Raw genomic sequence first — 20,211 nt, forward strand, 5'->3', positions numbered from 1 at the left:
ATCAGGGTGTCCATTGATATTTTTTTAGATTTATTTTGCCATCAATAACCATAACATCCTCAGCCAATAACTTTGCAGTCTGAATACACATTCCCTTCTCATCCAGCTTTTTTAAGCTGATTCGCCCTTGTGAATTAACCACTCGATACCAAGGGATATCATGATCTTCAGGTAACTGTCCTAATACACGCCCAACCAACCGTGCATGTTTGGGTAAGCCTGCATATTTGGCAACTTGACCATAACTGGCAACTTTACCTTGGGGAATTTGTATGATGACATTTAAAATCATCTGAGCGAGTTCATGATTTGACATTTTTTAGATCAATCAAATAATAAAAAATAATATTCATAAGCATCTTGGCAAACGGGGTTAAATTGACTTTGAAAATAGGCTTTAAACATTTTAGGCAAATGTAATTTGACTGTACATAATCTAATCTTAAATCGTACCTCAAATACAACAACAAGAGTATTCAAAGATGAAAGGAATCTTCAACAAACTGATTTTATCGACGGCATTGGCAATAGGTTCTGTGGTAACAGTAGGCTTATCGACCACAAGCTATGCTGCTCCAGCGATTGACATTCAAAGTGTGCTTCAACAAGAACGGGCATGGGCGGGCATGGAAACCAAACGTGTAAAAGTCGGTGATATTGATTGGGCTTATAGTGAAGGCGGACCAGCTGGCAAACCTACCATTATGCTCGTTCATGGCCTAGCTGGAAGTCGTGACAACTGGAATCGTGTGGCACGTTACTTAACGCCTTATTACCATGTGATTATTCCTGATCTTCCTGGTCAAGGTGACAGTAAAGTCCCTAACGATTTTGATTATTCATTGCCCAATCTCACTGAAAAATTACGTCGTTTTGCTGAAGCCATTAAAGTAGACAATGGCTTAAATGTCGCTGGTCACTCGATGGGTGGCTCGATTTCCTTACTTTACGCAGCACAATACCCTGTTGATACCAAATCTTTATTTTTAATTGATAGTGCAGGTGTATTTAAATCTGCCAATACTCCTTATTTAAAAGATCCAACAACTTTACGTAATATGATTGTCAGCAAACCTGGCGATTTTGATCGTTTAATGAAAATTGCAACCAGTCTACCGCCTTTTATTCCTAAAGAATTAAAAGATGCTCAAGAGAAATTGATGATTAGCCAATCGGCAAACACCACCAAATTGGTTGAGCAACTGATTGTCATGTCTAAATTATTTACTCCAGATTCTTTTGCCATTGCAGCACGTTCGATTGACCAGCCGGTATTGATTGCATGGGGAGATAAAGACCAAATTATCAATGTTGAAGCTGCGGCTGAACTCAAAGGCTTATTGAAAAATGCACAAGAGCCAATCATTCTAAAAGGAGTCGGACATTTACCGATTTTAGAACAAGAGCAACTTTTGGTGAAACCTTACCTCGATTTCTTAGGCAAAAACGCAAAATAACAGCTCCAATAAAAAAGCCAGTATTGTTACTGGCTTTTTTATTGCGATAGACGTCTAAGAATATTGAAGTTTTAGCCTCTCAATTTTACACCTTAACTATTCATCTGACTTAATGCGCTGCATTTAGAAGTTACCAGGATTTTCCAATCGCTTCATTTCTTGCGCTTTTTCAGGATGATGTACGGAGGCCACACCATCTGCAGCTTTCTTGTCAACCAACGCTTCTGGGTTATAAATGGTAATGGTTTCATGCCCTTCATTATCTTCACCCACAATATATTTGATGCCTTTACGGTTCATTTTATTGCACATGCGCTGATACCAACCTTTGAAACCTTGGGTTTCTTCATTTGGATTGTAATAAAAGGCATTCATGACTGCAGGTAAACCCAAACCACAGACGACACCTGAAAGTAATACGCTGATAAAGGTATAACCAATTAGAATACTACTGTAGTCACGTAACTCAGGGACGTTTGCCACAGCAAGGATCAATGCAAGTGAAATTCCCCCACGAACCCCTCCCCAAGAAAGAATAGCCAGACTACCGTTATAGCTCTTTTTGCGGAACGATGGGAAAAATGCAAAAGCTAAGAAATTTGCGGCAAAACGAGAGAGATGCAAGGCAAAGAAAGCAAAAATACCACCAAGAATCAAACTTGTGCTTAAATCTAAAATAAAGATTTCTAGACCAATCAAGGTGAAGAGGAAAGAGTTAATAATCCCTTCTACCGTATGCCAAAAATGATTAACCTCACGAATTTCACGATCCTGTAAAATTTCTTTCCATTTATTACCGACAATTAAACCGCCAATCACACAGGCAATCGGAGCGGATGCATGGGCAAATAATGCAACCAGATAAGAGCCACATGCCAATAATGCAGTGGTAAGAATCAAAGACTCCATCTCGTGTTTACCACGTAATAAACGCAAGATTCCCAGACCAAAAGCCCAACCAATGATGACCGCAACCACAATCTCATATAAGAAAGTTTGTAGCGTTGCCATTAAACTAAAATGCTCTCCTTCGAGGACATTCAATAAAGTCATGAAGACTGCGATACACATTGCATCGTTAAATAAAGACTCGCCTTCCAACTTAACAATCAGATGATGGGGCGCACGTACTGAACTGAGGACACCTTTGATCCCAATCGGATCTGTCGCACCTAAGGCAGAACCCAATAACAATAAAACTAAAATTGGAACAGGATTGCCAATCAAGAATTGGAAACCAAACACCAATCCTGCAAAAAATACAGCACAGAGCAGTAAAGCAATCGTTGCCAAGATACTGATCGGCTTCCAATAAACTTTTAAATCTGAAACCTTAAATTTAAGTGCTGAAGAAGTCAGAATGAAGCAAATGACACCATTGACTAAAAAATCATAAAAATCGACATGCCGTACAGCTTCTTCAATGTTATGAATATTAATCGAGATAAATTGATTGCCATTGAGTAAGCTGGCACCCCATTGCAAAATAAAGACAAAAATTGCTGAAACAATGGGAACACCAATGGCTTGAGGGAAACCTAATATTCGCTTATTAAAAATTGTAGTCGCGATAGAAAGCGCAAAAATGACTGTAAAGACCTGAAGAAAGAAATAGTTACCCATCCGAAACCTGTTTTAGATTTTTAATTTAAATGCACATCAAACACTCAATCATTTTTTTATAAAATATAAAATAAGAGACCATTTAACAATCTGGATAATTGTACAAAAAAAACTGAAATATGATGATTACTGGTTATATTTTTTAACATAAAAAGCGCTTAAAAAAAAATTGATTGAGAAAAAAAGAGAACATGATGTTCTCTTCTTTAACTCAACAATCTATAGCTGTCTATTTAAAGGTATCACACGCATTGATATCACCAGAGTTCATACCAATGTTAAACCATTGCATACGTTGCTGACTGGTGCCATGAGTAAAGCTGTCTGGTACAGCATAACCACGTGCTTTTTTCTGCAAGTAGTCATCACCAATTTTTTCAGCAGCATCCATCGCCTCTTCAATATCACCCTGTTCTAAGAACTGGGTGCGTTGTTGAGTACGATTGGCCCAAACCCCAGCCAAACAATCCGCTTGTAATTCTAAACGTACTGAAAGTTGATTGCCCTGAGTTTCACTGGCACGTTGACGAGCTTGCTGAACCTGAGACGATATTCCCAATAAATTTTGTACATGGTGCCCAACTTCATGCGCAATTACATAGGCTTGTGCAAAATCACCTGCTTCATCTTTAGCTGAAAGCTCAGATTGATTTTTTTCCCCAGAGATGCCCATCTGTTGGCGCATATCTTTAAAGAACTGGGTATCGATATACACTTTTTGGTCTGCTGGGCAATAAAATGGCCCCATTGCAGACTCAGCCGTACCACAGCCTGATCGTATCGCACCACTAAACATCACCAGCTTAGGTGAAACATACTGTACACCTTGTTGTTGGAAAATCGGTTTCCAAGTATCTTCGGTATCTGCCAAAACAGTTTTAACAAAAGATGCCGTTTCCTGCTGTTCAGGTGTTAAATTGGTGGGTGTAGAATTTTGGCTTGCACCAGCCGAAGTCACCTGTTTGGTCGCTTGATAGGCTTGCTGTGGGTCAACACCAAAGAACTTCCATGCAACAAAAGCGACGATTAAGCCCAGGATACTAATTCCACCCGCTTTTACGCCACCACCGCCACGGCGATCTTCGACATTATCACTTTCTCTACGTCCTTTCCAACGCATAGATCGGTCCTTTTTATTTTAAATTGGCTATCGTTTAGGATGTGCTTTGCATTTAGGCTGTTGTTGATTTACCACGAACTTTTTGAATAAGTCCAACAACCAATACCACGGCTAAGCCTGCGACGATACCAATCAGTAAATTGATTAACGTTGGTGTTAATGCACCAATAACACTACCAACGGTTGGAATATGTTGAATATGATCAACGGCTTCTTCTGACCAATGATGCAAAGTTGAAACAGCATGGGTGATGATCCCCCCACCGACAAGGAACATTGCAATGGTTCCAACAATCGTTAATGTTTTCATTAACTTTGGTGCAAATACCAGTAAACCACGGCCAATGCTTTGTTTAACATTTGATGTTTGTTGGGTTAAGTACAAACCTAAATCATCAATCTTTACAATCATAGCGACAAAGCCATAGACACCGACGGTCATTAAAATTGCGATGACAGATAGCACCATCACTTTGGTACCAAATGTTGCAGCCGCAACAGTCCCTAAAGAAATCACCACAATTTCAGCAGAGAGAATAAAGTCTGTGCGTATCGCGCCTTTAATTTTATCTTTTTCAAATGTGGCTAAATCAGTTTCGATTTGTTCAAGTTCCTCTTGTGCAGCTTCACCGGTTTTGGCTTTTTTATGCTGCAAACTATGTAGAACTTTTTCAACACCTTCATAGCAAAGAAACAGACCACCAATCATCAGCAATGGGTTAATCAACCATGGTGCAACCACACTGATCAGCAAAGCCAAAGGCACTAAAATTAATTTATTGATAAATGAGCCCTTCGCGACACCCCATACCACAGGAAGCTCACGCTCTGCTCTTACACCACTCACTTGTTGTGCGTTCAGTGCTAAATCATCACCTAAAACACCCGCAGTTTTTTTAGCCGCCATTTTACTCATGACTGCAACATCATCGAGCACTGCTGCGATATCATCTAATAATATTAATAGACTACTTGCCATTTTTTATCCAAAATTTTAGTTATCCTGTCATTTTAAAGTGAAAATTCATTTTTCTATATAAAATTTTGTAGATTTTCACATTTATTGATAAAAATTGGTTCTACACCATTTTTCGCTGACATTAAAATAAATTATCTCGTACAATAGTGCCCATTCATAAAACACGACTGTCTATACAAAGACTTTGGAAGCGATAATGACGAATCAAGATAATCGTCCTGTGATTTTGACAGGCGACCGTCCTACTGGACAACTACATTTGGGACATTTTGTAGGTTCTTTGCGCTCACGAGTAGGCTTACAAGATTCTCATCATCAACACCTCCTTCTCGCAGATGCTCAGGCTTTAACAGATAATGCGGATAACTTTGAAAAAGTTCGTCGTAATATTCTTGAAGTAGCAACAGACTATTTAGCAGTCGGCATTGACCCAACAAAAACCACAATCTGTGTTCAATCTTGCTTACCCGCGTTGAATGAACTCACCATGTTGTATTTAAACTTTGTGACGGTTTCTCGTTTAGAACGTAACCCAACCATCAAAGCTGAAATTCAATTACGTGGTTTTGAGCGTGATATTCCAGCAGGTTTTCTTTGCTACCCTGTTGCACAAGCTGCCGATATTACTGCATTTAAAGCCACTGTCGTGCCAGTTGGTGAAGACCAAATTCCAATGATCGAACAGACCAATGAAATTGTTCGTCGTTTAAACCGTCAAATTGGACAAGAAGTTTTACCTGAGTGTAAAGCGCTTTTATCCAATATGAGCCGTTTACCTGGCTTTGATGGTAAAGCCAAAATGTCGAAATCATTGGGCAATACCATCGTGTTAGATGCAACAGATAAAGACATCAAAAAAGCAGTCAATGCAATGTATACCGATCCAAACCATCTGCGTATTGAAGATCCAGGCCAGGTTGAAGGAAATATTGTCTTTACTTATTTAGATGCTTTTGATCCAAATAAAGAAGAAGTTGAAGAACTTAAAGCACATTATCGTCGTGGTGGTTTAGGCGATGGTACTGTGAAAAAACGTCTTGAAGGTGTGTTAAAGGAGTTGATTACACCAATCCGTGAACGTCGTATGGAACTAGCAAAAGATCCAGATTACATCATGGATATCTTAAAAACTGGTACGGAAAAATGCCGTATCATCACTCAAGATACTTTAGACGAAATCAAAAATGGTTTAGGCGTATTTCATTTCTAAAATGCGCTGATTATCTAAGTAAAAAAAGCCACTGAATTCAGTGGCTTTTTTTACAACATCTTTTATAACATCATAAATTAATTTTTATGACGCATATGTGGGAATAAGATCACATCGCGAATACTTACTGCATTGGCAAATAACATCACTAAACGATCGATACCAATACCTTCACCTGCTGTAGGAGGTAAACCGTATTCTAATGCTTCAATAAAGTCAGCATCGAAATGCATTGCTTCATCATCGCCCGCATCTTTTTCAGCAACTTGCGCTTGGAAGCGTTCAGCTTGGTCAATTGGATCATTTAATTCCGAGAAACCATTTGCCAACTCACGACCACCGATAAAGAATTCGAAGCGGTCTGTGATATGTGGATTATCATCATTTCGGCGTGCTAACGGCGAAGTTTCCGCAGGATATTCTGTGATAAATGTCGGCTGACGTAATTGAGTTTCAACAGTTTCTTCAAATACGATGGTTTGTAGTCGACCTAAACCAAAACCTGGTTTAACTTGCTCTTTTAACTCTTCACGAATAAATGTTGCCAAGAATTCACGATCCGAAACATTTTCAGCAGTGAAATTTGGATTATGCTCAAGAATCGCATCAAACATCGAGATTTTCTTAAATGGACCTTTGAAGCTATACACTTCTTCACCATAAGGAACATCTGTTGAACCCAAGATGTCGATTGCTAATTTTTCAAGCATCCCCTCTGTCAAAGCCATGAGATCTTTGTAATCAGCATAAGCTTGATAGAATTCAATCATGGTGAATTCTGGGTTATGACGCGTTGAAACACCTTCGTTACGGAAGTTACGGTTAATTTCAAATACACGCTCAAAACCACCAACAACCAAACGTTTTAAGTAAAGCTCAGGTGCAATACGCAAGAATAATGGCATATCTAATGCATTATGGTGTGTTTCAAATGGACGCGCTGACGCACCACCTGGAATCACATGCATCATCGGAGTTTCAACTTCCATAAAACGTTCATTGATGAGATAGTTGCGAATACCTGACACAACTTTTGCACGAATTTCAAAAGTTTTACGTGTTTCTTCATTCACAATTAAGTCTAAATAACGTTTACGGTATTTTACTTCTGTGTCATTCAAACCATGAAACTTGTCTGGAAGTGGACGAAGCGATTTCGTCAATAATTCAAAATGTTCAATATGAACATATAAATCACCTTTGCCAGAACGACCGATATAACCTTGAACAGCAATAATATCGCCAAGATCTAGACTTTTCACAGTTTCTAGAACTTCAGGTGCAAGCTCTTTACGTGGCACATACAATTGAATACGGCCCGTCATGTCTTGAATCACGATAAATGAACCACGGTTCAACATCACACGACCCGCTACAGATACGTGAACTTGCTCGCCTGCTTCAATTTGTTCTTTAGATTGATCTGCAAATTGTTCTTGTAGATCTTGCGCATAATGCTCACGCTTAAATGTGTTTGGCCATGGGCTAACACCGGTTTCCTTGGCGTGATCTTGAATTTGCTTTAACTTGGCATGACGCTGTGCAATTAAATCGTTTTCGGAAATGTGTTGTTCAGAAGTCGATTGAGCGTTATGTTGCGTCATCTCTGCCTCGATTATATTAAAAAACGGAAGTTGCATAGCATAGCAGATTTACAACATAATGCGTATGAATATAACTCTACGAACCATGTAAAAATTAAAAATCATGAATAAATACTGGCAAGGATTCGCCCAAAGTATCATTCTTTTCAATGTTTTGTGGTTTTCAACTGTGGTTGATGCCGAGCAAATCGTTGTTATGAGCAATACTCAAAAAGATCTTCCTATAAAAATTGAAAGCACCAATCTCAATAATCAAGATTATATTTGGCAATTAGAAATCGTTCCAAATCGAACCAGTTTACAAAGCCTAGTCAAATTAATGAATCCACACCCTACTCAAAAAGCACTCAATTTAAGGGCTTTAGAACTGGCAAAAAAACTTACTCTAGATCAATTACCGCAAGTCAGTAATGATTTTAAAAATAAAACCCTCAATTTTGATGAACAAAACATCGCAAAAATAAAATATTATTATGGGAAATACATTCTGTTTATTAAATTTCCAGCCCGCGTCCAATACGCCATAAAACCCAACTTTTCACAAGTACAAAGCGCTTTAGAACCCTTTTGTGACCAAAGTAAGACACCCTCTCAGAATAAAATTAAATTTGATCAACAAGGTAATATCTCGCTCTCAGCAAAATTTTTGGTAGATGCACAAGGGCAAATCCTAAATATCCGTTACACCCCTTTAATTCACGAACAAATGAAATCGATACTGCAACCTTTACTAGAAAAAATTCGCTTCCAACCGCGTAATGAAAATGGTGTGGCAAAATCATTTTCTATTGAACAACCACTGATTATTCAATGCCATTAAACAATAATGAAAGTGCTAAGTTTCTCAATGGTCTTGTTCAGCCAATGATTTGACTATTGCAAACCCTTGCTGGAAAGCACGATCCATCATGTCCTTATATTCCTCAGAGGTTTCTATTTCAGCAGATAATGTGGTTGTTTCACCCTGTTCATTTAAGAAATATTTTTCTAAAGAGCCACTCCAACTTTGAACATCTGCACTTGTTGAATCTAAAACACCATTTTTCAAAACACCCAAATGTTTAAATACCACTTTTTTAAACTGCTCCAACTCTACAATGGTGGCGACCATACCATTGCCACTGGCATCCTGAAATAAGGTTTCCCCGCCAATTTTCCAGTCAGACTGCATCTGCGAAGTTTCCGAAAACGGTTGGGTCCATTTGGAATAAGTATGGGTATCCCACAGGATATTCCATACTGTTTGTGCATTCGCTTGAATGACAATGTCATAGCTTAAAGTCATCATTTCTTTCTCTTATTTTATTGATCCAATCTATAGCTTAGTACAATAAAAACCCAGAATGATTAATTTTTGTTAATAAAAATCCATCACCTAAAAAATTTAAACCTAAACATTCAATATGTTAAACAATAAATAACAAGCATGTTGATCTGTTACACAACACTCTTAGACCAAAATCTAAGTTTTTAAAAAAGTGCAGCTAAGTAGAATATTTGAATATAAAAATAGTTAAATGGAAAATTTTAAATCCATTGATAACTTTTTCTAGCTTTGTTCAATTTCTACCTTTGCTCAATAAAGAAAGACCATATGAAAACGATAACAATGAAGAGTATTCATTCTAAAATCTTATTTTTACATGGACTAGATTCATCTAAAGAATCGACAAAATTCCATGCCATAAATGCTGAAAAAAAATATTGTATTAACGTGGATTATCGTAATCTTAACTACAAAACGGTTGAGTGTTTTTATCACGATATTATCGAAAAGATTAAACCTGATTTACTGGTAGGTCATAGTTTAGGTGGATATTGGGCATTAAAAATGTCACAGCAACATCGAATTCCTGCAATCCTTGCCAATCCAAGCTTAAATCCAGATTTCCGTGAAGACTATGCAGCGATTGATGAACATGATTTAGACCATGACATTCCACAAATTGCTTATCTGGAACTGGGTGATGAGGTTTTAGATATGTATAAAGTGCTTGAACAACTAGAGTCATATATGCAGATTGAAGCTGTTGAAGGTGGACACCATCGTTTAGTCCAACCTGAAAATTTAAATCATTTAATTGAATATATGGAACAAACCTTTATTGCTTGAAATAAAATCATCAAAGTACAGTTCGTTGCTCTCCAACTAAAAAGCCTTGTATTTACAAGGCTTTTTTCACGTCGAGACAGACAAACAAATGATTTAAGTATTCAATCACAAGAATGTAGCCCGAAAACTTAAATTGTTATTTTGTCTTTAAGCAACCGCTTTTCCAACTGGCTTGGAATGCTCATCGAGCACTGACCAAACCTTTAAACCAAGATCTTGATGTAAATCAGGTAGGTCAAGAAAAATACTTGCACCCAATACCGTATGTTGGCATTTATGCATCAATTGATGGACTGCTTTTAAAGTACCACCTGTAGCCAAGACATCATCTACAATAATCACTTTTTGTGCTGCGATATCCGCTGACATTTCCAAGCGATCTAAACCATATTCTAAGCTATAGCCCACACCAACCACTGGAGGTGGCAACTTACCTGCTTTACGAACCAACAATAAGCCTTTGCCGGTACGTTGTGCCAATAAGCTGGCTAAAACAAAACCTCGTGCCTCAACTGCAACAAAACTATCCACTGCATCCAATTGCTCTACAGGAATACTCGCAATCAATGCATCGGTTAACTCCACAAGATTGTTCATAAACAATGGGGTTAAATCATAAAAACAAATACCTGGTTTTGGGAAGTTTTGGACAGTACGAATACTTGACCACAAAGCAGTAGACATGTTCATCATGGGGGAGATTTAAAAAAAGATAAATAATACGTGAATTTTAACGTTTATTAGCCAAAATTGACAGCAGCTCGCTACCTATTCAATATTATGGTCCGCTAAGCTGTTGAATTTATTAAGTCCATTTTCACACAAAATGATGGCTATAGAATGAGCTAATTTTAGCTTAATATTTTTGGCTAAAATATTCATCTAGACCTTTGTCTAAATTCAAATATTTTTAAACTTTTATATCAGCGCTCAACCCTTGTTATGACAGGATTGTAATTAAAATTGTCTGACAAAGTTGGCATAATAAACATCGCTTTTGTCCTGAGCTGCCATTCAGCTTTGAGATTAGTTAGATAAACTCCGATATTTACTTTACTTTAGATACAGAACTGCGTAAGAATTTAGAGGAATATGTACACATTTTATTTGCATATTATTTGAGTCAAGCAGCAGAAGGAATTTTACTGACAGAAAAAACAATGCATCTGTCAGATATCGGAGAATCAGATGAAGAAATATCAATGCATCGTTTGTGGTTGGATTTATGACGAAGCAGAAGGTTGGCCACAAGATGGCATCGCAGCAGGTACCAAGTGGGAAGACATTCCTGATGACTGGACATGCCCAGACTGCGGTGTTTCTAAAGCAGACTTTGAAATGGTAGAAATCTAAGATATTGCGTAAAGACCATGTTTACATGGTCTTTTTTACATTTATTTTCAACAATACAAAATTATTCAATTCACCTCTAAATTTGAAACAGGTATGGAGAAAGATATGCAACCGATCATCATCATAGGTTCTGGCATGGCGGGTTATACCCTTGCAAGAGAATTTCGTAAGTTAAACACCGAACAGGAATTGGTGATGATTTGCGCAGATGATGCGGTGAATTATGCAAAACCTACCCTATCTAATGCATTGGTTGGGAAAAAAGCACCTGAACAAATTGGTTTAGGCAATGCTGAAAAGATGAGCACCCAACTGAACATGCGGATTGAAAAAGAGACATGGGTTAAAAATATTGATGTAGAGAAACATGAATTAACCCTTGAAAAAGATGGACAACCTTCAACTCAAGGCTACTCAAAACTTATTCTTGCCGTGGGCGCAAATCCGATTCGATTAGCGATTGCTGGTGATGGGAGTGATGATATTCATGTGGTTAACTCACTAATTGACTATCGTGCATTCCGTGAAACTTTAGACAATTGCAGCACGGGTGAATGTGGCAACAAACGTGTGGTGATTTTAGGCGCGGGCTTAATTGGTTGTGAATTTGCCAATGACTTACAAAATACTGGGCATCAGGTTACGGTGATCGACTTAGCACCACAACCTTTAGGGCGTTTATTGCCTAATCATGTTGCTCAAGCATTTAAAGACAATCTTGAACAATCAGGAATTAAATTTGCCTTGGGTACCACTGTAGAAAAAGTTTCTAAATCTGAGCGTGGTTATATCGTTTCATTGGCCAGTGGTCAGTCCTTGCTCGCGGATGTTGTGCTTTCTGCAATTGGCTTACAACCTAATATTGCCTTGGCTAAAGCTACGGAAATCAACACTAGTCGTGGTGTCATTACCAATACCTTGCTCGAAACCAGTCAAGCAGATATTTTTGCCATCGGTGACTGTGCCGAAGTGAATGGAACACTCTTGCCATTTGTCATGCCAATCATGCAACAAGCGCGTGCATTAGCCAAAACCTTGAGTGGACAAACCACCACTGTACACTACCCTGCAATGCCAGTCGCGGTGAAAACCCCAGCTGCACCTTTGACTGTACTTCCTGCTCCAATTGATGTAGATGTTACATGGGAGAATGAAGAGTTTGAAGATGGGATGTTATCTAAAGCAACAGATGCTGAAGGTACCTTACGTGGTTTTGTATTGTTAGGTGCAACTGCTGGAAAACAGCGTTTAACATTAACAAAACTGGTTCCAGACTTGATTCCTGCATCCGTTTAAGGTTTTAATAGCAAGGATATTTTTTAATCAAAGAATATCCTTGCTTAGGAAAATAACAATGAATAGCGCACTTCAATTTCAAGTTTCACCTTATGCCTCGTTCATGAATGAAACCAAAGTCGATTTAGGTAATGGTATTCAACTTCATGTTGAAACTGGAGGGAATCCACAACACCCGACCATTCTGTTGATTATGGGTTTGGGTGCGCAAATGTTATTTTGGCCTGATTTTTTTTGTAAATCACTGATTGATCAAGGCTTTCATGTGATTCGCTTTGATAATCGTGATATTGGCTTATCTTCAAAAATTCGCCACCAAGGTCCACGTTTAAACTCTTATAAGCTGATGGGTCGCTTTGCTTTGGGCTTACCAAATGACGGCGCGCCTTATAACTTATTTGATATGGCGGATGATGTTGCATTATTAATTGATCGTTTAGGCATTGAAAAACCACATATTTTGGGTGCTTCAATGGGTGGTATGATTTCTCAAATTTTAGCTGCAAAATATCCTGAGAAAATTGATAAAGTCGGCTTACTCTTTACCAGTAATAATCAACCTTTGCTACCTCCACCATTTCCAAGACAACTCTTTAGTCTCATTGGTAAACCTGAATCACGTGATGAAGAAGGAATTGTGAATCATTCCTTGAAGGTTTTTCATATGATTGGTTCACCTGGTTATATCAACCAAGTTGAAGCAATTCAAACTGCACGTAAATTATATCGTCGTAGTTATCACCCAGCGGGTGTACTTCAACAGTTTTTAGCAATATTATGTACAGGTTCCTTACTTAAATTGGATAAGCAGATCAAAAAGCCAACTTTAGTGTTACATGGCTCTAAAGATCGGTTACTACCTCCAAGTCATGGTAAGGCAGTTGCTAAAGCAATTTCAGGCGCTAAATTTGAATTAATTGAGGGAATGGGGCATGATATCCCACCGCATTTTGTTCCTCAACTTAGCGGGTTATTTGCACATCATTTTAAATCATAAGCATTAGGACACTATGGCTGCATTACCATCCCTAAGACAGTTGTCATATTTAGTGACACTGTCTGAGACGCTGCACTTCACTGAAGCAGCGCGCCGTTCGTTTGTAACTCAATCTACTTTATCTGGTGGAATCATGGAGTTAGAACGTTTATTGGGTGGCGTACTCGTAGAACGTGATCGCCAAAACGTACGTTTAACTCCTCTAGGTGAGCAAGTTGTTGCCCGAGCCCGTGTTCTACTCGCCGATGCTCAGGACTTGATGCGGTTAAGTCGAGAAATGAGTGAACCGTTAACTGGTGATTTGCATTTAGGGATTATTCCAACCATCGCCCCTTTCATTTTGTCGCAGCTTTTGGAAGAAGTGCATAAACAACTTCCAAAAATTCAGTTGCATCTGCATGAAGCACAAAGTGAAAAAATTGTTGAAAAACTTGAGCATGGCAATCTAGATGTGATCATGCTGGCTTTACCATTCGACACACGTGGTTTGAAAGTTGCTGAAATTGCGAAAGAAGATTTATTCTTAGTCTGCAATAAAGCAGATCAAAATGCGATGAATGCAAGAAGCTTAGATGATTTAGATCTTTCTCATCTCATGCTCCTTGAAGAAGGTCATTGCTTACGTGATCATACCTTAAGTGTTTGCCCAATCGGTGAGCGTAAAAATGATCACCGTTTAAAAGCGAGCTCATTGCCAACTTTAGTGGAAATGGTCAGTTCAAACTTAGGCTATACACTGCTTCCTGAGATTGCAATTCATGCACATATGCTGAAAAACAATGATCAGATTGTGGTTAAACCTATTGAGAATGCACCATCACGCACTTTGGCTTTAGTTACACGTAAAAGTACACCGCTACAAAGTGAATTTGATGTGTTGGTACAAATTCTTCAAAAAATCACGCCAAATTTACGTTAATTTTCCGATACTAAAAAGGAGTCATGATTGACTCCTTTTTTATTGAAATGTCTAAAAAGACTATAGATCACATCAGCATAAGCAAAATTACAACGATCTTGTTTTTACTAGATCAAGAATGATAATATTTGAGCAGTACAAAATACTCGCTTATTTTTGTATGTATTGTTACGATAAAAATCGCGAAAAATCGACCTATCCTCAGCTTGTTTTTTAAAAGCATGCATCCATCTCGTCGACACATATCCAATTCTTCGCATTGGTCAGCGTTCCACAGGGCTTGAATCTTTCAAGCATCGTTAACAGGTTTCCACAGTTTTCTGTGCCTGAATTTTCGATAGGACGCGTATGAACCGACCTTTATATATTATTTTTTCAACGATTGTCTTAGATGCAATTGGCATTGGCATCGTATTCCCTCTGCTTCCCTCACTACTGAAAGACCTGAGCCATCAGCATAATGTTGCCTTGTTAATGGGGGTTTTCCTAAGCCTGTATGCGCTTATGCAATTTATTTTCTCCCCGATCTTAGGTGCTTTGAGTGACCGTATCGGTCGAAGACCTGTTCTGCTGATTTCACTTGCGGGTTCTGCAATCAACTATTTGTTTCTTGCTTGCTCATCCTCTCTTAGCTTGCTGTTCATTGGACGGATCATTGCTGGAATAAGTAGTGCCAATATGCCCGTGGCTTCAGCCTATATCGTTGATACCACGTCAGAAGAAAATCGAGCAAAATACTTCGGTTTAATGAGTGCCATGTTTGGTATTGGATTTATTATCGGTCCTATACTCGGTGGATTATTGGGCGGGTATTGGTTACGGCTACCTTTTTTCGTTGCGGTAATTTTAACAACCGTTAACTTGCTTATCGCATTCTGGCTACTCCCTGAATCCCGAAGCAACAATCCACTCCTAGCCCCCCCTCAAGCTTCTATTTCGCAACGTTCGAGTTTAAAAATAAATCCCTTGAAAAGTTTTGGTTTTATCCTTGCTCAAAAAGGTATATTACCGATTTTGCTGATATTTTTTCTGTTTAGCGCCTGCGGTGAAGCTTATGGTGTCTGCTGGGCACTTTGGGGACACGATACCTTTAAATGGAATACATTTTGGGTTGGTCTTTCTTTAGGCACTTTTGGTTTATGCCAAGTACTGGTTCAGTCATTTATACCGCAACATGCCGTCCGATATTTTGGTGAAAGAAATACCGTGCTGATCGGTCTGGCATGTATATGTATGGCATTAATCATCATGGCTTTTACCCAACACGCTTGGATCATTTTTGCAATCATGCCGATCTTTGCCCTAGGAAGTATCGGCACTCCTGCACTACAAGCTGTTGTTTCACAAAAAATCCCAGCTGCGCAGCAAGGACAGTTTCAAGGTGTTATCGCATCAACCATCAGTCTGGCCTCGATTATTGCCCCATTGTTGTTTTCTACACTTTATTTTCATTTCCAAACACGATGGACTGGCGCTATATGGTTGGTTGTCGCGATGATTTATTTAATTACATTACCTGCTGTTTTATCGAGTTTAAAACCACAACAGTTTAAATCATCCTAGTATTTAAGAACGTCAATGCTTTATTAAAAGCGTTGATTGCTGATTTAAAAAAGCTTAAATCTAAAATAACCAAGTCATTCAATTTCATTAAAATCCGATTGACTGATACAAAAAAGCCCGATTAATTTTAATCGGGCTTAAGATAATCAAATTATCTTGGTTTAACCATTTACAAAGTGCTCAAGCAAATTTTGTTGAGCATTGTAAATTGCCTCGCCTTCTTTAGGTTTCACACGAGTCCAAGTCCCATCGCCTTGCAACAGCCAAGCGCGGATATTGTCTTTTAAGTAATTGACTAAACCTTGCTGATAAATGCGTTTTTTTAATGCTGGATCTTCGATCGGGAAACACACTTCTACACGATTAAATAAATTACGATCCATCCAGTCTGCACTTGAACAGTAAATACGTGGATTGCCATTATTTCCGAAATAATAAACACGGGTATGTTCTAAGAAACGCCCGACAATTGAACGAACTCGAATATTTTCAGACAGATTTGGTAACCCAGGACGTAAACAGCAAATTGAGCGAATAATCAGATCAATTTGTACCCCTGCTTGCGAAGCTTCATATAATTTATTGATCAATTGGACTTCAGTTAACGCGTTAACTTTAACAATAATTTGTGCAGGCTTGCCCGCTTTGGCATTGGCAATTTCATCATCAATAAAAGCAATTAACTGAGCATGTAGAGTAAACGGCGCATGTAACAGTTTTTTCAACTTTGCCATTTTCCCCATACCAGTCAATTCTTGGAAAATACGATGTACATCTTCGCAGAGCTCTTTATCTGTAGTGAGCAAACCATAATCAGTATAGATACGAGCATTTGTTGCATGGTAGTTACCCGTACCCAAATGCACATAACGTACTAACTTATTATTTTCACGGCGTACCACCAAGATCATTTTGGCATGCGTTTTATAGCCCACGATGCCATAAACTACAACAGCGCCTGCTTCTTGTAATACATTGGCAACGGCGATATTCGATTCTTCATCAAAACGCGCCCGTAACTCAATCACAGCAGTGACTTCTTTACCATTACGTGCCGCTTCTGCAAGTACCTGAACAATTTCAGAGTCAGCACCACTACGATATAAGGTTTGTTTGATCGCTAGCACTTGGGGATCACGTGCAGCTTCACGCAACAAGTTAATAACTGGTGCAAATGATTCAAATGGATGGTGTAAGAGAATGTCTTGTTTTTGCATTGCTGAAAAAATATTTTCAGACTTTTTCAATACTTTTGGAATCGCGGGTACATGCGAATCATAACGCATATGTGGACGTTTAAAATTTGACACAAGACGTGCCAGATTTACTGGCCCATCCACTTTATAAAGTTGTTCTTGTTCTAGATCAAATTCTTCAAGCAAATATTCATAAATATGCTTTGGACAGTTTTCTGTCACTTCTAAACGTACTGCACGGCCAAAACGACGTGAACTCAATTCGCCTTTCAATGCTTTGGCTAAGTCTTCTACATCTTCATTCAGCGCCAAATCCGCATTACGTGTGACACGGAACTGATAACAACCTGTAGCTGTCATCCCAGGGAACAAATCCGATACATGCTCATGAATAATCGCAGACAACATCACAAAATGTTCTTTACCGCCTGTAAGCTCATCAGGTAAACGCACTACACGAGGAAGCGAACGTGGTGCTGGTACAACAGCTAAATCAATTTGTCGACCAAATGCGTCTTTCCCTTCTAGAGTCACAATAAAGTTTAAGCTTTTATTGACCAGTCGTGGGAATGGATGTGCAGGATCAAGGCTAATTGGGGTAAGTACTGGTGCAACTTGTTCTTGGAAATATTTTTTAATCCACACAGATTGTGCAGGCGTTAACTCGCCACGACGTAAAAAACAAATGTCTTCTTCACGTAACTTAGGAAAAATTTCCTCATTGAGGATACGGTACTGACGCTCAATCGCTTCATGTGCAGTTTTAGAGATTTGGTCTAAAACTTGTTTTGGCGTCAAACCATCTGGTGAACGACTTTCATTCCCTAAAGTTAATTGCTCCATCATTCCTGCAACACGGATTTCAAAAAATTCATCCATATTACGAGAAAAGATCAACAAGAAATTCATACGTTCAAGCAAGGGGTGTAAAGGATCAACGGCTTGCTCTAAAACACGTAAATGGAAATCTAAAATTGAAAGCTCACGATTTATATATCGTTCATTATAAGAATATTCTGTAGGCGTTGTTGTCGTCACTGCGGTATTCATGCAATAAACCTGCATCAAAAAAAATGTCTTAATTCTAGTATGCTTCAAATTTGTGACAATTTCATAAAAAAAGCATCGCTTCATAAAAAAAGCACATCAATTTGTGCTTTTTTAAATTCATTTATTTAGTGTCAATCTGGAATACGGGTATAACGCATATACTTCAAAACCAAACGCTTACGGTATTGAAGCTTAGAATCATCACGATTTTTTTGATAATACTTCGGATTGGTTAAAATCACTGCTAAAAATGCGGCCTGTTCACGACTTAAACTTGCCGCGCTCTTAGAAAAGTAATGTTGTGATGCAGCTTCAACACCATAGATATGATCACCAAATTCAACAGAGTTCATATAGACTTCTAAAATGCGCTGTTTAGTCCACATCCGCTCCATCATGGTGGTGGCAATCGCTTCCTGACCTTTGCGAATAAATGAGCGACGATTATAGAAGAATAAATTTTTAGCCAATTGTTGAGAGATCGTTGAACCACCGGCGACTACTTTGTCTTTTTTAAGATTACGTTGTAGTGCATTTTCAATACCATCCCAGTCGAAACCATGATGATCGAGAAATTTGGCATCTTCAGCTGCGACAATTGCATGTTTAAAGTTATCACTGATCTTGTCATAGTCGCGCCATTGATGTTGAATCGGCTCAAAATCAGACAGATATGTCCAACGCATAAACATGGTGGTTTCTACATCATGAGTACGCCAATAAATTAAACTTGAGAAAATCCATAGCTGAATCATGATCAAAATACTGACCACAATTAACAAAGCACGAACAATAAAAGCTTTCATGTCAGCTGCTTACTCCGAAAATTCTGACGTTTCATGTTAAGCTGAATCTATCTATAAAAAGCTAAGCAATAGCATGTCTAAATATCAAGATCTTTCAACTTATAGCCAACCCAATTCTATTGGTAAAATAACCTTATTGCTGATTGTCATCAATGTCGGTTTATTTGCCATCCAAGTCTTATCAGGTGTCAATATTACTGACCCGACAACATTGGACGCGTTGCGTTGGGGTGCTGATTATGCACCTTTAACCTTCTTAGAGGAACCATATCGCTTATTCAGCAGTATGTTTTTTCACTTCGGTATCCTGCATCTAATGATGAATATGTGGGCACTGTATATTTTTGGTGATGTTGCTGAAAAAACTTTAGGAAAGTTTTATTTCCTTGGACTTTATATCCTTGCTGGACTCATGGGAAGTTTATTAAGTGGTTATTTGGATATTCGAAATAGCTACGAACTGCTGCAAAATTTTGATCAAAAACTCTTTCCTCATGTATCTGCAGGTGCATCGGGTGCTGTAATGGGACTTGGTGGTGCACTGACACTACTATCGTTGTTCCCACCTACCCCGAATCAAAGATTCATTTTAGATAAAAGATCACTTTTAACCGTACTTGCGATCAACTTAGCTTTTGGCTTTTTAGCCTCTGGAATTAACAATGCTGCCCATATCGGTGGGATGTTAATGGGTGCGGTCATGGCTTTGGCTTGGTATGCAACACAACGTGCCAAAATGGGTAAAGCTGCCAATATTATCATTGTGTTTTTAGGGATTGCAGCAACCTATGGCGTTTATCTCTATTGCCAGCATCTCGTTGGACCACTTAGCCCACTTTGGCAACAAACCATTGCACAAATGCGTGAGCAATTAAACTTTTAATCTCTAAAATAGCTTGTCTATGCCGTAATAAAACATTGCAGA

Annotated in this window: 19 protein-coding genes; 10 read left to right on the top strand and 9 right to left on the bottom strand. The window is 38.5% G+C overall.

Annotation, left to right across the window (positions count from 1 at the left end):
• Position 1 precedes the first annotated feature (1 nt).
• Positions 2 to 316: an MGMT family protein gene (locus tag GJV03_RS00500; RefSeq protein ID WP_154129219.1), complete on the bottom strand. Its 315-nt coding sequence runs from the start codon at positions 314 to 316 to the stop codon at positions 2 to 4.
• A gap of 166 nt (positions 317 to 482) precedes the next feature.
• Here GJV03_RS00500 and GJV03_RS00505 point away from each other — a divergent pair, with 166 nt between their 5' ends.
• Positions 483 to 1,457 (top strand): alpha/beta hydrolase, encoded by a 975-nt coding sequence (locus tag GJV03_RS00505; protein ID WP_154129220.1) that lies wholly within the window; start codon positions 483 to 485, stop codon positions 1,455 to 1,457.
• A gap of 123 nt (positions 1,458 to 1,580) precedes the next feature.
• Here the strand turns inward: GJV03_RS00505 and GJV03_RS00510 are convergent, their stop codons facing one another.
• The 3 genes from GJV03_RS00510 to GJV03_RS00520 form a co-directional block, all read right to left on the bottom strand.
• Complete coding sequence (locus tag GJV03_RS00510) at positions 1,581 to 3,080, bottom strand: cation:proton antiporter (RefSeq protein ID WP_151956205.1); 1,500 nt, start codon at positions 3,078 to 3,080, stop codon at positions 1,581 to 1,583.
• Between the two features lie 229 nt (positions 3,081 to 3,309).
• The gene (locus GJV03_RS00515; RefSeq protein ID WP_151956204.1) at positions 3,310 to 4,200 is read right to left on the bottom strand and encodes a neutral zinc metallopeptidase; all 891 of its coding nucleotides are present in this window, start codon (positions 4,198 to 4,200) and stop codon (positions 3,310 to 3,312) included.
• A 52-nt stretch (positions 4,201 to 4,252) separates the two neighbouring features.
• Positions 4,253 to 5,179, bottom strand: a complete 927-nt coding sequence (locus GJV03_RS00520; RefSeq protein ID WP_151956203.1) for a DUF808 domain-containing protein — start codon at positions 5,177 to 5,179, stop codon at positions 4,253 to 4,255.
• Positions 5,180 to 5,375: 196 nt separating this feature from the next.
• Here GJV03_RS00520 and trpS point away from each other — a divergent pair, with 196 nt between their 5' ends.
• On the top strand, positions 5,376 to 6,389 hold the full coding sequence (gene trpS / locus GJV03_RS00525; protein ID WP_004717376.1) for a tryptophan--tRNA ligase: 1,014 nt from the start codon (positions 5,376 to 5,378) through the stop codon (positions 6,387 to 6,389).
• Between the two features lie 77 nt (positions 6,390 to 6,466).
• On the opposite strand, the gene lysS is transcribed toward trpS, so the two are convergent.
• The gene (gene lysS / locus GJV03_RS00530; RefSeq protein ID WP_154129221.1) at positions 6,467 to 7,993 is read right to left on the bottom strand and encodes a lysine--tRNA ligase; all 1,527 of its coding nucleotides are present in this window, start codon (positions 7,991 to 7,993) and stop codon (positions 6,467 to 6,469) included.
• A 103-nt stretch (positions 7,994 to 8,096) separates the two neighbouring features.
• Between lysS and GJV03_RS00535 the strand changes: the two genes are divergently transcribed.
• Positions 8,097 to 8,813 (top strand): hypothetical protein, encoded by a 717-nt coding sequence (locus GJV03_RS00535; RefSeq protein ID WP_004717380.1) that lies wholly within the window; start codon positions 8,097 to 8,099, stop codon positions 8,811 to 8,813.
• Positions 8,814 to 8,837: 24 nt separating this feature from the next.
• Here GJV03_RS00535 and GJV03_RS00540 read toward each other — a convergent pair whose 3' ends face one another.
• The gene (locus tag GJV03_RS00540; protein ID WP_154129222.1) at positions 8,838 to 9,281 is read right to left on the bottom strand and encodes an SRPBCC domain-containing protein; all 444 of its coding nucleotides are present in this window, start codon (positions 9,279 to 9,281) and stop codon (positions 8,838 to 8,840) included.
• 321 nt (positions 9,282 to 9,602) lie between these two features.
• Here GJV03_RS00540 and GJV03_RS00545 point away from each other — a divergent pair, with 321 nt between their 5' ends.
• Positions 9,603 to 10,106 (top strand): YqiA/YcfP family alpha/beta fold hydrolase, encoded by a 504-nt coding sequence (locus GJV03_RS00545; protein WP_004717385.1) that lies wholly within the window; start codon positions 9,603 to 9,605, stop codon positions 10,104 to 10,106.
• A gap of 147 nt (positions 10,107 to 10,253) precedes the next feature.
• Here GJV03_RS00545 and GJV03_RS00550 read toward each other — a convergent pair whose 3' ends face one another.
• Positions 10,254 to 10,799, bottom strand: coding sequence for an adenine phosphoribosyltransferase (locus GJV03_RS00550; protein ID WP_004717387.1), 546 nt, complete (start codon positions 10,797 to 10,799; stop codon positions 10,254 to 10,256).
• Positions 10,800 to 11,294: 495 nt separating this feature from the next.
• Between GJV03_RS00550 and rubA the strand changes: the two genes are divergently transcribed.
• From rubA to GJV03_RS00575, 5 genes are all read left to right on the top strand, one after another.
• Entirely contained in the window at positions 11,295 to 11,459 is a 165-nt protein-coding gene (gene rubA / locus GJV03_RS00555) for a rubredoxin RubA (protein ID WP_004678010.1), read from the top strand.
• Between the two features lie 105 nt (positions 11,460 to 11,564).
• Complete coding sequence (locus tag GJV03_RS00560; protein WP_154129223.1) at positions 11,565 to 12,755, top strand: FAD-dependent oxidoreductase; 1,191 nt, start codon at positions 11,565 to 11,567, stop codon at positions 12,753 to 12,755.
• Positions 12,756 to 12,813: 58 nt separating this feature from the next.
• A complete protein-coding gene (gene estB / locus GJV03_RS00565; protein ID WP_154129224.1) occupies positions 12,814 to 13,752 on the top strand; it encodes an esterase EstB in 939 nt (312 codons plus the stop codon).
• Positions 13,753 to 13,765: 13 nt separating this feature from the next.
• Positions 13,766 to 14,671, top strand: coding sequence for a LysR family transcriptional regulator OxyR (oxyR, locus tag GJV03_RS00570; RefSeq protein ID WP_004717396.1), 906 nt, complete (start codon positions 13,766 to 13,768; stop codon positions 14,669 to 14,671).
• 348 nt (positions 14,672 to 15,019) lie between these two features.
• The gene (locus tag GJV03_RS00575) at positions 15,020 to 16,234 is read left to right on the top strand and encodes a TCR/Tet family MFS transporter (RefSeq protein WP_154129225.1); all 1,215 of its coding nucleotides are present in this window, start codon (positions 15,020 to 15,022) and stop codon (positions 16,232 to 16,234) included.
• 161 nt (positions 16,235 to 16,395) lie between these two features.
• Here the strand turns inward: GJV03_RS00575 and ppk1 are convergent, their stop codons facing one another.
• Together ppk1 and mtgA are read right to left on the bottom strand one after the other, a co-directional pair.
• Entirely contained in the window at positions 16,396 to 18,480 is a 2,085-nt protein-coding gene (gene ppk1, locus GJV03_RS00580; protein ID WP_056518076.1) for a polyphosphate kinase 1, read from the bottom strand.
• A gap of 131 nt (positions 18,481 to 18,611) precedes the next feature.
• The gene (gene mtgA / locus GJV03_RS00585) at positions 18,612 to 19,286 is read right to left on the bottom strand and encodes a monofunctional biosynthetic peptidoglycan transglycosylase (protein ID WP_004717400.1); all 675 of its coding nucleotides are present in this window, start codon (positions 19,284 to 19,286) and stop codon (positions 18,612 to 18,614) included.
• Positions 19,287 to 19,359: 73 nt separating this feature from the next.
• Here mtgA and GJV03_RS00590 point away from each other — a divergent pair, with 73 nt between their 5' ends.
• Positions 19,360 to 20,169: a rhomboid family intramembrane serine protease gene (locus GJV03_RS00590; RefSeq protein WP_151957616.1), complete on the top strand. Its 810-nt coding sequence runs from the start codon at positions 19,360 to 19,362 to the stop codon at positions 20,167 to 20,169.
• Positions 20,170 to 20,211: the final 42 nt, after the last annotated feature.

This window comes from Acinetobacter sp. RIT698 (assembly GCF_009668065.1).
Classification (GTDB): Bacteria; Pseudomonadota; Gammaproteobacteria; order Pseudomonadales; family Moraxellaceae; genus Acinetobacter; species Acinetobacter guillouiae.

Bases quoted from the DNA above. Each gene is read 5' to 3' on its own strand.
- estB (WP_154129224.1), top strand. From the start codon at position 12,814: ATGAATAGCGCACTTCAATTTCAAGTTTCACCTTATGCCTCGTTCATG.
- lysS (WP_154129221.1), bottom strand. From the start codon at position 7,993: ATGACGCAACATAACGCTCAATCGACTTCTGAACAACACATTTCCGAA.
- rubA (WP_004678010.1), top strand. From the start codon at position 11,295: ATGAAGAAATATCAATGCATCGTTTGTGGTTGGATTTATGACGAAGCA.
- GJV03_RS00540 (WP_154129222.1), bottom strand. From the start codon at position 9,281: ATGATGACTTTAAGCTATGACATTGTCATTCAAGCGAATGCACAAACA.
- GJV03_RS00500 (WP_154129219.1), bottom strand. From the start codon at position 316: ATGTCAAATCATGAACTCGCTCAGATGATTTTAAATGTCATCATACAA.
- trpS (WP_004717376.1), top strand. From the start codon at position 5,376: ATGACGAATCAAGATAATCGTCCTGTGATTTTGACAGGCGACCGTCCT.
- GJV03_RS00590 (WP_151957616.1), top strand. From the start codon at position 19,360: ATGTCTAAATATCAAGATCTTTCAACTTATAGCCAACCCAATTCTATT.
- GJV03_RS00515 (WP_151956204.1), bottom strand. From the start codon at position 4,200: ATGCGTTGGAAAGGACGTAGAGAAAGTGATAATGTCGAAGATCGCCGT.
- mtgA (WP_004717400.1), bottom strand. From the start codon at position 19,286: ATGAAAGCTTTTATTGTTCGTGCTTTGTTAATTGTGGTCAGTATTTTG.
- GJV03_RS00575 (WP_154129225.1), top strand. From the start codon at position 15,020: ATGAACCGACCTTTATATATTATTTTTTCAACGATTGTCTTAGATGCA.
- GJV03_RS00550 (WP_004717387.1), bottom strand. From the start codon at position 10,799: ATGATGAACATGTCTACTGCTTTGTGGTCAAGTATTCGTACTGTCCAA.
- GJV03_RS00505 (WP_154129220.1), top strand. From the start codon at position 483: ATGAAAGGAATCTTCAACAAACTGATTTTATCGACGGCATTGGCAATA.
- GJV03_RS00520 (WP_151956203.1), bottom strand. From the start codon at position 5,179: ATGGCAAGTAGTCTATTAATATTATTAGATGATATCGCAGCAGTGCTC.
- GJV03_RS00510 (WP_151956205.1), bottom strand. From the start codon at position 3,080: ATGGGTAACTATTTCTTTCTTCAGGTCTTTACAGTCATTTTTGCGCTT.
- GJV03_RS00560 (WP_154129223.1), top strand. From the start codon at position 11,565: ATGCAACCGATCATCATCATAGGTTCTGGCATGGCGGGTTATACCCTT.
- GJV03_RS00545 (WP_004717385.1), top strand. From the start codon at position 9,603: ATGAAGAGTATTCATTCTAAAATCTTATTTTTACATGGACTAGATTCA.
- ppk1 (WP_056518076.1), bottom strand. From the start codon at position 18,480: ATGAATACCGCAGTGACGACAACAACGCCTACAGAATATTCTTATAAT.
- oxyR (WP_004717396.1), top strand. From the start codon at position 13,766: ATGGCTGCATTACCATCCCTAAGACAGTTGTCATATTTAGTGACACTG.
- GJV03_RS00535 (WP_004717380.1), top strand. From the start codon at position 8,097: ATGAATAAATACTGGCAAGGATTCGCCCAAAGTATCATTCTTTTCAAT.